General features: G+C 31.8%; 11 protein-coding genes and 1 rRNA gene. 3 read left to right on the forward strand and 9 right to left on the reverse strand.

Translation table 11 applies throughout. The features are described from left to right. Positions 1–146: 146 nt before the first annotated feature. The 3 genes from rrf (at position 147) to IEV77_RS06390 (ending at position 3,422) form a co-directional block, all read left to right on the forward strand. A 5S ribosomal RNA gene (gene rrf / locus IEV77_RS06380) occupies positions 147–254 on the forward strand. 169 nt (positions 255–423) lie between these two features. Then, positions 424–2,862: a helix-turn-helix domain-containing protein gene (locus IEV77_RS06385; RefSeq protein WP_188463016.1), complete on the forward strand. Its 2,439-nt coding sequence runs from the start codon at positions 424–426 to the stop codon at positions 2,860–2,862. A 62-nt stretch (positions 2,863–2,924) separates the two neighbouring features. Beyond that, positions 2,925–3,422: a DinB family protein gene (locus tag IEV77_RS06390; protein ID WP_188463018.1), complete on the forward strand. Its 498-nt coding sequence runs from the start codon at positions 2,925–2,927 to the stop codon at positions 3,420–3,422. On the opposite strand, the gene IEV77_RS06395 is transcribed toward IEV77_RS06390, so the two are convergent. From IEV77_RS06395 to IEV77_RS06435, 9 genes are all read right to left on the reverse strand, one after another. After that, a complete protein-coding gene (locus IEV77_RS06395) occupies positions 3,415–3,654 on the reverse strand; it encodes a DUF6095 family protein (protein ID WP_229736597.1) in 240 nt (79 codons plus the stop codon). The genes IEV77_RS06390 and IEV77_RS06395 overlap by 8 nt on opposite strands. Beyond that, complete coding sequence (gene murQ, locus IEV77_RS06400; RefSeq protein WP_188463020.1) at positions 3,644–4,462, reverse strand: N-acetylmuramic acid 6-phosphate etherase; 819 nt, start codon at positions 4,460–4,462, stop codon at positions 3,644–3,646. Before murQ ends, IEV77_RS06395 begins: the two co-directional genes overlap by 11 nt. A gap of 29 nt (positions 4,463–4,491) precedes the next feature. Then, positions 4,492–5,313, reverse strand: a complete 822-nt coding sequence (locus IEV77_RS06405) for a DUF4249 domain-containing protein (RefSeq protein ID WP_188463022.1) — start codon at positions 5,311–5,313, stop codon at positions 4,492–4,494. A 4-nt stretch (positions 5,314–5,317) separates the two neighbouring features. Beyond that, positions 5,318–7,693 carry a TonB-dependent receptor gene (locus IEV77_RS06410; protein ID WP_188463024.1) on the reverse strand — a complete coding sequence of 792 codons (2,376 nt, stop codon included), beginning with the start codon at positions 7,691–7,693 and terminating at the stop codon, positions 5,318–5,320. 76 nt (positions 7,694–7,769) lie between these two features. Then, positions 7,770–9,995 (reverse strand): NADP-dependent isocitrate dehydrogenase, encoded by a 2,226-nt coding sequence (locus IEV77_RS06415; RefSeq protein ID WP_188463026.1) that lies wholly within the window; start codon positions 9,993–9,995, stop codon positions 7,770–7,772. Between the two features lie 149 nt (positions 9,996–10,144). Next, positions 10,145–10,717: a pentapeptide repeat-containing protein gene (locus IEV77_RS06420; RefSeq protein ID WP_188463028.1), complete on the reverse strand. Its 573-nt coding sequence runs from the start codon at positions 10,715–10,717 to the stop codon at positions 10,145–10,147. 702 nt (positions 10,718–11,419) lie between these two features. After that, a complete protein-coding gene (gene rplS / locus IEV77_RS06425) occupies positions 11,420–11,773 on the reverse strand; it encodes a 50S ribosomal protein L19 (protein WP_188463030.1) in 354 nt (117 codons plus the stop codon). A gap of 187 nt (positions 11,774–11,960) precedes the next feature. Further along, entirely contained in the window at positions 11,961–12,644 is a 684-nt protein-coding gene (gene trmD / locus IEV77_RS06430) for a tRNA (guanosine(37)-N1)-methyltransferase TrmD (RefSeq protein ID WP_188463031.1), read from the reverse strand. Between the two features lie 87 nt (positions 12,645–12,731). Continuing rightward, positions 12,732–14,252 (reverse strand): glycosyltransferase family 39 protein, encoded by a 1,521-nt coding sequence (locus IEV77_RS06435; RefSeq protein WP_188463033.1) that lies wholly within the window; start codon positions 14,250–14,252, stop codon positions 12,732–12,734. Between the last annotated feature and the right edge of the window lie 31 nt (positions 14,253–14,283).

Consider the following 14,283-nt stretch of genomic DNA (forward strand, 5'->3'; position numbering starts at 1 on the left):
GGCTTATTGTACAGCTGTTCTTTTTATAAAGTACAATTAAATTACAAAATTCATGTTATTTTTTTCAATATGTTAAGATATTTGTTCCAATTTTATGTTGGAACGCTGAAAGTGTTAAGTTTAATCTTAGCACTCCAGCAATAACTTAAGGTGGTTATTGCAATGGGGCTCACCTCTTACCATTCCGAACAGAGAAGTTAAGCCCATTAGCGCCGATGGTACTGCATTTGTGGAAGAGTAGGTCATCGCCTTTTTTAGAATCCCGATTCATTTTTTTGAATCGGGATTTTTTTTGTAATAAATTTAGATGTTTGGCTGAACTATTGTCTATTATTAACCCCATTCAATATCCATATAAAAGGATTAATACTTATCTAAATCTTTTTTGTAAATTTATCGTTGATTATTTTACACCTTAATATTTTGAAGAAAAATCCAGAATTAGATTTAGCTTGGTCCTTTGCCAATCATACCAATAGAAACATATTTTTAACGGGTAAAGCAGGCACTGGTAAGACTACTTTTTTGCATAAAATTAAGACTGAATCTTTTAAACGTCTTATTGTTGTAGCTCCAACTGGAGTAGCTGCTATAAATGCGAAAGGGGTAACTATTCATTCATTTTTTCAAATGCCTTTTGGTCCTTTATTGCCTGATGAGTCTAATGTGCCAAGTAATAACTTCAATAGAAAATTCAGTAAGAATAAAATCAATTTAATCAAATCTTTAGATTTATTGATTATTGATGAAGTTAGTATGGTGCGTGCCGATCTATTAGACGGTATCGATCGTGTTTTAAAACGTTATAGAAAATCTACTAAAGTTTTTGGAGGTGTTCAGGTTTTAATGATTGGTGATTTACAACAACTTTCACCTGTAATTAGAGATCAAGAATGGAGTCTTTTAAAGTCTTATTATAAAACAGGTTTCTTTTTTAGTAGTCATGCTTTTCAAGCTTGTAATGCTGTAACTATTGAATTGAATATGGTTTACAGACAGGTTAATCAAACGTTTATTGATATTCTTAATGAAATAAGAAACAATGCGCTTACTCAAGCTTCTACAGATGAATTAAACAAACGGTTTATTGAAGATTTTAGACCAAACCCTTCAGAAGGCTATATATATCTAACAACTCATAATAGAAAAGCTGATCAAGTTAATATTGAAGAATTAAATAACATTAGTTCTAAGGCAATTAGCTTCAAAGCAAAGATTGATGGTAAATTTCCGGAACATTCCTATCCTAATGATGAAATTTCATTATTGAAAGTGGGTGCACAAGTCATGTTTATTAAAAATGATAGTTCCCAAGAGAAGAGATATTTTAATGGAAAAATAGGGAAAGTGATCGAAATTTCAAAAGATGAAGTGGTTGTTAGATGTCCGGATGATGATTTTAATATTGTAACCACTCCTGAAATTTGGGAAAATATTAATTACACAGTAGATACAGATACGAAGGCTATCACTGAAAATAAAATTGGTTCCTTTACGCAAATCCCATTGAGGTTGGCTTGGGCTATAACCATTCATAAAAGTCAAGGTCTAACTTTTGAAAAAGCGATTATTGATGCTCAAGGTGCTTTTGCTCATGGTCAAACTTATGTGGCATTAAGTCGATGTAAATCGTTAGAAGGTCTTGTACTTAAAAGTAAAATTAATTCCAATCAGATTATTAGTGATAGTCATGTTACTACATTCAATAAGAATTCTGAGGAGGACAGACCAAATCAGAGTACTTTAGATCTTTCACGTATAAACTTCCAATTAGACGCGATTCATGAAATTTTTAATTTTCATGAATTTCTATATCCATTAAACCGGATTTTGGATGTGTTTTATAAGAACAGAAATAGTATTAAAGGTAAGGTTGAAGAACCCATATTAACTATTAAGGATCAAGCTATAATTCCACTTTTAAAAGTTGCTAATAGTTTTCATGGACAATTAAAAAGCATTTCTGCCGATGGACAGATTCCTGATAACAGTAAAATAATTCAAGAACGTTTTATTAAAGCACTAGAATATTTTAAAGTTCAAACCGAGAAATATATTGTCGCCTCTTTAAATTCTTTCAATTTTTCCACAGACAATAAGGACATTGAAAAAGATCTTACTAATCAAATAGATATTATAGAAGAGTTTTTAACCATAAAGCAGTTGTACTTTGAAGGTTTAGCGACAAGTTACAATACCAATACATTTTTGGAATTGAGGGCAAAATCTGCATTTGTTAGTAAGGAAAAACCTAAGAAACAAAAAAGACACCTTCCTGAAGGTGCTTTAAATGTGGAATTGGTGGAAGAATTACGAATTCTTAGAAACGATTTAGCCAAAGATAATGATCTAGCTCATTTTCAAATTTTCACTCAGAATGCATTATACGACATGTGTGAAACCTTGCCTACAACAAAAAAGGAACTATTAAAAGTTAATGGTATGGGGAAAATTCGCGTGGAAAAATATGGAGATGTTATTTTAAAAGTTATCACTTCCTTTTGTGAGAATAATGATATTGAAACTTCCGACGAAACCTCAGATTTAGAAACTTCTGAACCAAAAAAAGAAAAGGGAGATACCAAGAAATTATCACTAAACCTTTTTAAATCTGGTAAAACAATTCCACAAATTGCCAAAGAAAGAGAATTAAACGAAAACACTATTTTTGGGCATTTGTCCTCTTTTATCTCTACAAAAGAGGTTGAAATAACAGACCTTATGTCTGAAGTACATTATAAAGAATTGAAAAAGATTATTCCTAAAACAACTTTTGAAAATCTTTCAGATTTAAAACATCAATTGGATGATAAGTACTCTTATGGTGAATTAAGGTTGGTTCTAGAAACACTAACTAAATAATTTTTTTGTAAGGTTCTAATACTAACAGGAATAATTACAAATTATTAACTATTTTAGTGTCTATGAATATTATCATCCAAGCTACTCTAAGAAATCTGGAAAACACTAGAAATATATTATCTTTTTTATCCAACGAGCAGTTAAGTGCAGCTTCAATACCACCATATTATTCTAGTGTAGGTTCTCATATTAGACACATATTAGATTTTTATGATTGTATTTTGGTAGAAAGCGTGGCGCTAGATTTAACTTCCCGAAAACGAAATATGGATGTTGAAACTAATTGTAAGATTGCTTTGAACTATTATAAGGTTGTAATTGAAAAAATCAAAGCCTTGGAGGGAACCGATTTAAATCGAATAGTGTATGTTACTGATGATTTAGGATTAGGTAAAACTGAAATAAAATACACGTTTTCTGGTTTATTGGCTCAGGCAACCAGCCATACCATTCATCATTATGCGATTATCAGTTATATTTTTGAAGGTTTAGATATAAAAGTTTTAAATGACTCCTTTGGATATAATCCTACAACTCCAAAATCGAAATCTATTAATTAGGTGCTTTATAAAACATACTATCCATAATAGTTTTCAAGCCCATAAAAGCTAAATAAACTGCTAAGCCACAAATTAAAATAGAAAGAATTAAGAGTGGTATATAAAGAGGTTTTTCTTGATTGCTGAAAGCGATATACATTAATGTTGGGCCTAAAAACATACAAACTAAAGAAATTCCCATTTTTTTTAATCCTTTTACTAAAATGTCTTTATTTGTTCTTTTAGTTTCCATTTTTGTAGTTTTTAATAGCTTCTCGAACATTTTTATAGGTGGTTAGTAGCTCTTGAGCTTCCACTTTTGAAATATCTAGTTCGGCCATAATCATTTGAGTTCCTCTTTCAACAAGCTTGTTATTGCTTAGTTGCATATCTACCATTTTATTCCCTTTTATGTGACCTAATTTAATCATTGTGGTGGTGGTAATCATATTTAGGACTAATTTCTGAGCAGTTCCTGCTTTCATTCTAGAACTTCCAGTAACAAATTCTGGACCCACAATTACTTCAATTGGAAATTGAGCTGTATGAGACAAGGGGCTTTTATGGTTACATGTAATGCAGCCAGTAACAATATTGTTTTTATTGCACATCTTTAAGCCAGCGATGACGTAAGGAGTTGTTCCAGAAGCCGCAATACCTATAACAATATCTTTAGTATTAATATTCTGAGCTTGTAAATCGTCCCAAGCTTGTGTGAGAGAATCTTCGGCAAATTCCACAGCTTTTCTAATGGCAATATCACCTCCAGCTAATAAACCAATAACTAAATCGTGAGAAACTCCAAAAGTAGGAGGGCATTCAGAAGCATCTAAAATTCCTAAGCGACCACTGGTGCCAGCTCCTATATAGAATAAGCGACCACCATTTTTTAGTTTTTCTACAATTTGATTTACAAGGTTTTCAATTTGTGGAAGGGCTTTTTCTACAGCTAGTGGAACTGTTTTATCCTCAGAATTAATATTAGTTAGTAATTCTTCAACAGACATCTTTTCCAGATGGTCGAAATTAGAATCTTGTTCAGTTGTTTTTGTGAAATTCATATACTTCAAAAATACAGAATTTTCAGCATTTAGTTTTCTACTGTATAATTTATTTCAGCAACTTCTGAAAGTCTGAAATAACCAAAAGGATAATTGGCTTGATTTGTTATATTAAAACAATTCCCTCTTACGGTAGCTGGCTGTGTTTCAAAAGGACCACCACCACCGCTACTAGTTTGTTGAAGTAATAAGAACATAAATTCATAAAAACGTTCTGATACGCCATAATTTCTAATAATAACTTCGTCTCCAGGTCCAAAATCTTCTTCCACATAATACCCGAAAATCTGGTTCCCATTTACAAATTCATCTTTAAAAGTATCCAAAGACGGTGAGACAGGAATGCTTGGAATAAATTCAAAAAAATAATAATTCTCTTGATCTGCTGGATCTGTAAAAAAAGCTTTTATTTCTGTGTCTTCACCTGTAAAACCACCTTCCAGATTTTGTTCAACATAATCAAATTCAGGTACAGCTAATAATGTTTCAGATGCCTCGTAGGTTTCATTGTTGTAAGTAATAGTAAGGTTGTAAACTCCATTAAGAATGGGGTCAAAACTTGAGTTTCTATAAATTCCCGTATCGCCATCTTCAATAAAATCATAGATGTTATTATTTTCATCTGTAATCAAAACTTGTGCATTATTTGCAGGTGGTACTGAACTATCGAAAAAAGGAGCGCTCAACGTTAATATTATTGCTTGTTCGTTACCTGTAGTGCCTTTTAACCAATTTATAGAAGCATCGATTACAAGCCTTGGTTCTGAAGTTGGTACATCTACATCAACGACCTCTTCACAAGAAAAGACTAGAATGGATAAAATAAATACATATATATATTGAATTCTCATTGTATTAAAATTTGAAATTATATGAAATTGAAGGAACAATACCAAAAATGGATAATTGGACAGCTTCGTTTGCCCCCGTATCACTATTTTGTTGAAAAGTAATGGATGCGGCGTTTTGTCTGTTATAAACATTATAAATACCAAAAACCCATTCACTTTGCCATCCCTTATTTTTTTCTGGTTTTGGGGTATAAGTCGCAGAAATATCTAATCTGTTATAAGTTGGAAGTCTATATTCATTACGTAGCCCGAAATTTGGAATCGATATCCCGTTATATTCATATTGGGCATCTGGATAGGTTAAAGGCTGTCCTGTTTGAAATATAAAATCGGCATTAAAGCTCCATTTTTCATTTAAATCATAACTTCCCACAATAGATATATCATGAGTTTTATCGTAAGGCGTGTCATACCATTCTCCATCATTTATTCCAGGTTCTTCTGGTGTTCTACCTGGTGTTCTTTGTTCAGATTTGGAAAGCGTATAGGAAATCCAACCGTTAAAACGACCTTCATTTTTTCTAAATAAAACTTCTAACCCATAAGCTTTTGCTTCCCCATTTAAAATAACTTGCTCGATGGCATTATTCGCAATCAAATCGGCTCCATCAATATAATCTATTCGATTGTCTACCATTTTATAGAAGGCTTCAACTTCAAGAGAAAATGTGTTATCCTTAATGTTTCTAAAATACCCTAAGGCTACTTGATCTAAAATTTGTGGTTCTATATATTTACCAGCTGGTGCCCAAATATCTAAAGGCGTTGGGGAACTGGTATTTGAAATTAAACTTAAATACTGACTTAGTCTATTGTAACTTGCTTTGATGGACGAATTATAATTTAATTCATAAGCCAATGAGATGCGAGGTTCCAAATTCCCAAATGATTTTATAACATCACTTCTTTTATAACTTTCAGTACCTATAGGGTCTGCTTTTTCATAAATTTGAAGTTCTTGATTAAAATCAACGGCTTGATTATTTTCATAAATATTTAATTCATCTTGTCCTAGACGTAAAAATGTACTAAATCTTAAACCATAGGAAACCATTAATTTATCTGAAAGCTTTTGTTCAATATCTATATAAATAGCATTTTCAAAAGCATATTTATCAGTTAGTTTATCAGCATTTATTCCTGAATCTGATGAGGAAGGCGTTATTTCACCTGGATTAAATTTATGATAAATACTGTTTAATCCATATTGTAATTTTATTTTATCGCTTAGATAATGTTTAAAATCGTATTTGAAATTAAAGTTTCTTATCCCGGAATCCCAATTGAAACCAACAAAATCTAAGTTCAAACCGTAATAATAATCGGAATAGATTAAAGAGGCATTTGAAAACAGCTTATCTGAAAAAAGATGATTCCATCTAAAATTCAATACAGTATTTCCATAAGTATTTACAAAGCTTTCATTTAGACTAAATACGTCCCGACCAAAATAACCAGATAAGAATACATTATTATTCTCATTAAGTTTATAACTGATTTTTGTGTTTAAATCATAAAAATAGGCTTTGTTTTCAATGTCAAATAAAGGTAAGAATAGATGGGCATAGGTTGCTCTTCCTCCTAATAAAAAAGATCCTACGCCTTTTTTTATAGGACCTTCAGCTAATAATCTGCTTGAGATAAGTCCGATACCACCGTTCATATGGAAATCATTACTATTCCCTTCTTTTTGATAAATATCTAATACAGATGATACACGTCCGCCATATCGAGCAGGAATTCCACCTTTATATAATTTTAAATCTTTTATGGCATCTGGGTTGAAAACGGAAAAGAATCCAAAAAGATGTGATGAATTATAAATAGTTGCTTCATCTAGTAAGATTAAGTTTTGATCTGCAGCACCACCGCGCACATTGAACCCAGAAGCTCCTTCCCCGGCAGTAGTAACACCAGGTAATAGTGTTATAGCTTTAATAACATCTGCTTCCCCAAAAACAACAGGGATTTTTTTTATAGAACTAGCAGAAAGTGTGTTCATGCTCATTTGAGGTTGCCTGATGTTCAGTTTTTCGACATTGTTGTTAATTACAATCTCATTCAGACTTTCAGCAGATTCAACTAGACTATAATTTTTTGTTATATTTTCGGTTAGATCGATGGATTCGGTAATGTTTGTATAACCTAAATAACTAATTACCATATTATAGGTGCCTTTAGGAAGCGTGATGGAGTAGAAGCCATATTCATTCGTTGTAGCTCCAGTTGATAGTTCAGGAAATAAAATATTAACGCCAATAAGGGTTTCGTTACTACTGATATCAGAAATAACACCACTCACAGTAATTTTTTCTTGTGCGAAAACGCTATGAAAGTTGAAACCAATAAGTATAAATATCCAGAGTATTCTTTGCTTCATTAATCTATAAATTATTCATTAAAGTTATAAAAAAAAGCCCCTTAAAGGAGCTTTTTTAAACAAATTATTAGCTTTTTTAGATTGATTGAAGAATATCGTTAAAAGTGTTACTTGGTCTCATTACTTGGTTTGTATCTTTTTCATTTAATTCATAATATCCACCAAGATCTACAGCATGACCTTGTACGTTATTTAATTCTTGTAAAATAAGCTCTTCTTTTTCCATTAATTCTTTAGCAATAGGAGCGAAGGTCTTTTGTAAGTCGGCATCTGTTGTTTGCTTTGCTAAAGCTTCAGCCCAATACATTGCTAAATAAAAATGACTTCCTCTATTGTCTAATTCTCCAACTTTTCTAGAAGGTCCTTTTTTATTATCCAGTAATTTTTCTGTTGCAAGATCTAAAGCGTCAGCAAGAACTTGAGCTTTTGGGTTGTTTGTGGCTTCAGATAAATGTTCCAATGAAACTGCTAGTGCCAAAAATTCGCCTAAAGAATCCCAACGTAAATGGTTTTCTTCTAAAAGTTGTTGCACATGTTTTGGTGCAGAACCACCAGCTCCTGTTTCGAATAAACCACCACCATTCATTAGTGGTACAATAGAAAGCATTTTAGCACTTGTCCCTAATTCTAAAATAGGAAAAAGGTCTGTTAAGTAATCTCTTAATACATTTCCTGAAACAGAAATGGTATCTTTTCCATCTTTGACTCTTTCTAGAGTGAATTTGGTAGCTTCAAATGGAGATAGGATTCTAATATCCAATCCAGATGTGTCGTGATCTTTTAAATATAGATTTACTTTTTTGATTAATTCGGCATCGTGAGCTCTATTTTTGTCCAACCAAAAAACGGCAGGAGTTTGAGAAGCTCTTGCTCTAGTAACGGCTAATTTTACCCAATCTTGAATTGGAGCGTCTTTAGCTTGGCACATACGCCAGATATCTCCAGCTTCTACAGTATGTTCAACTAAAGTATTTCCAGAAGCATCAATTACGCTAACTGTTCCATCAGATTTTATTTCGAACGTTTTATCGTGAGAACCATATTCTTCAGCTTTTTGAGCCATAAGTCCTACGTTAGGAACAGATCCCATTGTGGTAGGGTCGAAAGCGCCATGTTCTTTACAGAAATCGATAGTAGCAGAATAGATGCCAGCATAGCTACTATCTGGAATAACTGCTTTTGTATCTTGTAGTTTTCCTTCAGCATTCCACATTTGCCCAGAAGTTCTAATCATAGCAGGCATGGAAGCATCGATAATAACATCACTTGGTACATTTAGATTGGTAATACCTTTGTCGCTATTTACCATTGCTAAGGCTGGTCCATTTTTATAAGTAGCTGCAATATCTTGCTCAATTTCTTGACGTTTTTCTGTAGGAAGTTCTTGTAATTTTTCTAATAAATTTCCAAAACCATTATTGACATCTACACCAAGGGATTTAAAAGTCTCCCCATGTTTAGAAAATAAGTCTTTAAAAAACACTTTTACAGCATGACCAAAAATAATTGGGTCACTCACCTTCATCATGGTTGCTTTCATGTGTAAAGAGAAAAGCACACCTTTATCTTTAGCATCTTTAATTTGAGCTTCTAAAAATTTAATTAGAGCTTTTTTGCTTAAAACGGTTGCATCTATAATTTCACCTTCTAAAAGGTTTAAGTTGCTTTTCAAAGCCTCAGTTTCACCGTTGTTTCCTTTAAATTGAATGGAAACAGTAGTGGCTTTGTCTAAAGTTACCGACTTTTCATTATGCTCAAAATCACCAGCACCCATGGTTGCTACATGTGTTTTAGAATCTTTAGACCAAGCTCCCATAGAATGTGGGTTTTTCTTAGCGTAATTTTTTACTGCTTTTGGAGCACGTCTGTCTGAATTTCCTTCACGAAGAATTGGATTTACAGCAGAACCTTTTATTTTGTCGTAACGAGATTGAATGTCTTTTTCTGAAGCATTATTAGTTACGTCTGGATAATTTGGAATTTTAAAACCTTTGGCTTGTAATTCTTCAATGGCATCCTTTAATTGCGGAACAGAAGCGCTAATATTGGGTAACTTTATAATGTTTGCTTCTGGTTGGTTTACTAATTCCCCAAGAATCCCTAAATCATCACTTACTTTTTGATCATCAGTTAAAAAGTCAGGAAAAACAGCTAAGATTCTATTAGCTAAAGATATGTCTTTTGTTTCTACATTAACTCCTGTTGGTTTTGTAAACGCTTTAACAATTGGTAAAAAAGAATATGTTGCTAGAGCTGGAGCTTCATCTGTTTTGGTATAAATTATTGTAGATGTATTTGCCATAAGAATTTTTAGTTTTATTTAATAGAATTTGCTTAATTTTTAAGCCATGCAAATATATGAATTTTCAAGTAGTTTTTAATGAAGATTGCTTGAAACACGCTTATTTTATGAAGTTGATAAAAAAGGGAATTGTTTCTTGATGATTTTGATTATTCTATATCAAGATTATAGGATTTTAATAGGTTTAAGGCACCTTCTTTGGAAAACTTAGCTTGTTTAAGATTATTAAACTCTGGATTTATATGAAAATTATACGAAGTTCTAAAATCTGCTTTTTCCAAATTACAGTTGTTGAAAACACTTTGATTTAAATTACATTCTAAAAACTTCGCTTGGCTCAAATTAGCTTCGGAGAAATCAATGTTTTCTAACTGACAATTATTGAAACTTGTTTTATTAAGATTGCACTTATAAAAGGAAGCAAAACCCAGGTTGGATTGATTAAATGAAAATGACATTAAAAAGGAATTGCAGTCGTTAAAAAGAATACCCAGTAATTTGCATTCGGTAAATACCACATCTTTAAACGTTGTATTTTTAACTTTGGTACTACTTAAATTGCAGGAAATGAATTCGCATTCTGTAAAAGTAATGCTTGATAGATATGATTCTGAAAAATTACAATCTATAAAAATGCAATTATCATATTCTGCTTTTGGGAGCTCCTTTATGGTATAATCTACTTTTGTGTAAGTCTGGTCTAAAACAAGTGGAAGGTTCATTCTTAATATAGGTTATTGGAAAACCAAAGATAGCATGTTTATATAAAAACAAAAGCCATATCACAATAGAAGTAAATCTATATCTGACATGGCTTTCTTTGAAATAGTTTACATGATCTAATCTAGTATTGCTACTAAATAGTATAAATTTTCATCTATACCTTTCAATTCAAGGGTTTCTATTTCAAAAAGAAACAATCGTTGATGCAACTTTCAAAATGTATTGACATGTTGCCGAAATGTTTCTGATTAACTGTTTTTCTTGATGATTTTCTTTTTGTAAATCGTTTTCACGAATAACAAGCTATCCAATCATTGCTTTCTAAAGAAGTATCTGCTTTCGCATATACTCTCTATTAAAAACTTTCAACTTTTTTAGTTATTGACTGACTGAACAAACAACACTTTTAAAAGTATCTTGATTTCTTAGTTTAACATGTTTTTACACATGTCACCTTAAAACCTCAAAAAACAATTATAAATAAGAACGTTTTTATTTAAAAAAAATTCTATAACTAATTCATTTTCATGAAACCAACTTAACGTTGTTTATAAATTCTTTAGCTAAGATACATCAAGAAGGTGTAAAAAACAATATTTTTAACATATTAGATATCAACAACTTATGAACCGGAGTTATTAACTTTTGTTAATAAAAAAAGCCCTGTATCTACAGGGCTTTCTAAAGTTATTAAACGTTTATTAACGTCTCATTTTTTCTTTGATTCTTGCTTTTTTACCAGTAAGACCTCTGAAGTAATAGATACGAGCTCTACGAACTTTACCTTTTTTATTCACTTCAATTTTTTGAAGGGCTGGCATGTTTACAGGTATAATACGTTCTACACCTATTGTTCCAGACATTTTTCTAATTGTAAATGTCTCAGAAGCTCCAGAACCTCTTTTTTGGATTACTACTCCTCTAAAGAACTGGGTACGAACTTTTTCACCCTCTCTAATTTCGTAGTATACTGTAATTGTGTCTCCAGCGCTAAACTCTGGAAAATCTTTTTTTGTTACAAATTCGTCTTGTACAAATTTTACTAAAGATTCCATATCTTTTATTTAATTATAATTAATTCGAAACAACATTCACGATTCTCGCCAGAGGTTAACTCGAAATTGGGTGCAAATATAGTTATTTTATTCAAATAACAAATTATAAATTCCAAATTCCAATAATGAAATTTTGATATTAATATTAGGCATTTTTTGGAATTTCTTTTTTGAGTTTTGGAATTTCTTAAAGTTCATCTTTAAGTAAATCTGGACGTCTATTTTTTGTATGCTCGTATGCTTTTTCTTCACGCCATTTTTCTATTTCAGGGAAATTCCCACTAAACAAGAGTTCAGGAACTTTCCAGCCTTTATAGTCTCTTGGACGAGTATAAATTGGGGGCGCTAATAAATCATCTTGAAAAGAATCGGTTAATGCGGATGTTTCATTCCCTAAAACTCCAGGGATTAATCGAATGATAGCATCGCATAATACAGCTGCTCCAAGTTCTCCTCCTGAAAGCACATAATCTCCAATCGAGATTTCTCGGGTTATAAAATGATCGCGAACGCGTTGGTCCACACCTTTATAATGTCCACAAAGAATGATAATGTTTTCTTTTAAAGATAATTGATTGGCAATACTTTGATTTAAGGTTTCTCCATCAGGAGTCATGTAAATAACCTCGTGATACTCTCTTTCAGATTTTAATTTTGTTATGCATTTGTCAATTGGTTCTACCATCATAACCATACCTGCACCGCCACCAAATTGATAATCGTCTATAGTTTTATGATTGTCTGTTGTAAAATCTCTTAAATTGTGAAAATGGACTTCTACTAAATCTGCTTCAATAGCTCGTTTTAAAATAGAAGCTTCAAATGGACTTTTTAGTAGTTCTGGTAAAACAGTAATGATATCTATACGCATGATAAGATTTTAGAAGTGCAAATATAACTGAAATGTTTTATGGAATTTCGTGTTATGACCTTAAGTTAGATTTTTTAGTATGAAGATTTACTCAAAAATTCTTCTGCTAAACAATTCTTTCATCCTATTAAAATCTTGTTTCGGGTTTTTACAGATATAAATGTTCTGATACAGTTCCTCTTCGTTAGCAACATAGGGATTGTAAATAGTTTTAACTAAAGTGACACTTTGAAAATAGGGGTCAAAAAAATCTCCCACTTGATAACTTAATGCAATTATAGTATTCGGCATTTTACCATTAGGTACCCAACTATAAAAGCTTCCATGAAAAGAAAAGGCTTTGGGAAGGTGATACCCTTCACCATATAGATTTACAGCTCCGGCTTGTCCATAATGTTTTCCCCAAATAGAACAATATTGCTTTTCATTTTCTGATAAACTTTGATATGCCAAGGCTAATTCTTGCATGGTTGTTTTCCATTTTTCTTGGGAATAATATTCATCGTATTTAACCACGAATTCACCACCTTCAATTTCTTTTGCTTCAAATGGATATACTTTGTCTAGATACCTATCAAAACTATATACTGGCATTCCAAAGGGAATAAGTATGGCACCAAAAAGGAAAATAATAGTTATAGGATATATGGCCCATTTCTTTTTAGTCATAAAAGTGTTTTCTAAAAAAATGGCTCCAAAAGGTATCAGTGTTAAAATTATAGGATAGAAATAATAGCCTTTGCCGTTTTTGTAAAAAAGTAACAGAAAAGATAAGCCAATGGCAACAGCCAGTATGGTCACTACATTTTTGTCTTTATTGAAGAAGAGATACCAAATGGCAGGTATTACTAAAAATAAAGATGTTATGGGGTTAATTGAAATTAGAAGATCAATTAGATTTTGCAACCTAGTTATATGATCCAGTTGAGTTTCATAAAGTCTTTCTGTCATCTGAAATAAAGGGAAATCATTAGCATATTGCCAAATGATATTTGGTGTAATACATAGAAGGAAGACAAGGATGTTATACCAGAATTTGTTTTTTAGCAATGCGTCTCTGGTTCTTTTAAAAAGCAACAAACTCGAAAGACCAAAAAGGAAAAAGATAGTATCGTATTTAGTTGAAAATCCTAAAATGCAGAATAAAGTGAGATACCATAAAGATTTCCTGTCAAGATATTTTACAAATTTAATAAGTTGATAAAACCCTAAAATACAGAATAACTGACTAAAAACAACTGGTTGAAAAAGTTGTTGAGAGCGACCAAAACTAGGAGCAATAATAATAGCTAACAGAACTAAAAAGATGGCTTTGTTTTTGCCACCTAGTTCTAGAGTGATTTTCGCTACATAGACTATAATAAGTATGGAAGCTAGGTGAGAAAAGAGATGATGTACAAAAACAGAATTCGATTGAAATAAATTTTGAATAAATGCAAGCACACCAATAAGTGGAGGGAATTCCATATAACCAAAAGCAAGGTGTTTTCCAGCTTCAATATGTAATAATTCGTCTCCTTGAAAACCTGAATGACTATCTGCTATTAGATGAAGCGTTAGTTTTAAAAGGCAAAAAAACAAAATGATTATTTTGGTCTGTAAACTCATTTACATTGTATCTTATATTAAGTGAATTCCG

The organism is Xanthomarina arctica (assembly GCF_014638915.1).
In the GTDB taxonomy this organism is placed as follows: domain Bacteria; phylum Bacteroidota; class Bacteroidia; order Flavobacteriales; family Flavobacteriaceae; genus Xanthomarina; species Xanthomarina arctica.

Coding starts and splice junctions, on each gene's coding strand:
- IEV77_RS06390 (WP_188463018.1), top strand. CDS start 2,925: ATGAATATTATCATCCAAGCTACTCTAAGAAATCTGGAAAACACTAGA.
- IEV77_RS06395 (WP_229736597.1), bottom strand. CDS start 3,654: ATGGAAACTAAAAGAACAAATAAAGACATTTTAGTAAAAGGATTAAAA.
- murQ (WP_188463020.1), bottom strand. CDS start 4,462: ATGAATTTCACAAAAACAACTGAACAAGATTCTAATTTCGACCATCTG.
- IEV77_RS06405 (WP_188463022.1), bottom strand. CDS start 5,313: ATGAGAATTCAATATATATATGTATTTATTTTATCCATTCTAGTCTTT.
- IEV77_RS06410 (WP_188463024.1), bottom strand. CDS start 7,693: ATGAAGCAAAGAATACTCTGGATATTTATACTTATTGGTTTCAACTTT.
- IEV77_RS06415 (WP_188463026.1), bottom strand. CDS start 9,995: ATGGCAAATACATCTACAATAATTTATACCAAAACAGATGAAGCTCCA.
- IEV77_RS06420 (WP_188463028.1), bottom strand. CDS start 10,717: ATGAACCTTCCACTTGTTTTAGACCAGACTTACACAAAAGTAGATTAT.
- rplS (WP_188463030.1), bottom strand. CDS start 11,773: ATGGAATCTTTAGTAAAATTTGTACAAGACGAATTTGTAACAAAAAAA.
- trmD (WP_188463031.1), bottom strand. CDS start 12,644: ATGCGTATAGATATCATTACTGTTTTACCAGAACTACTAAAAAGTCCA.
- IEV77_RS06435 (WP_188463033.1), bottom strand. CDS start 14,252: ATGAGTTTACAGACCAAAATAATCATTTTGTTTTTTTGCCTTTTAAAA.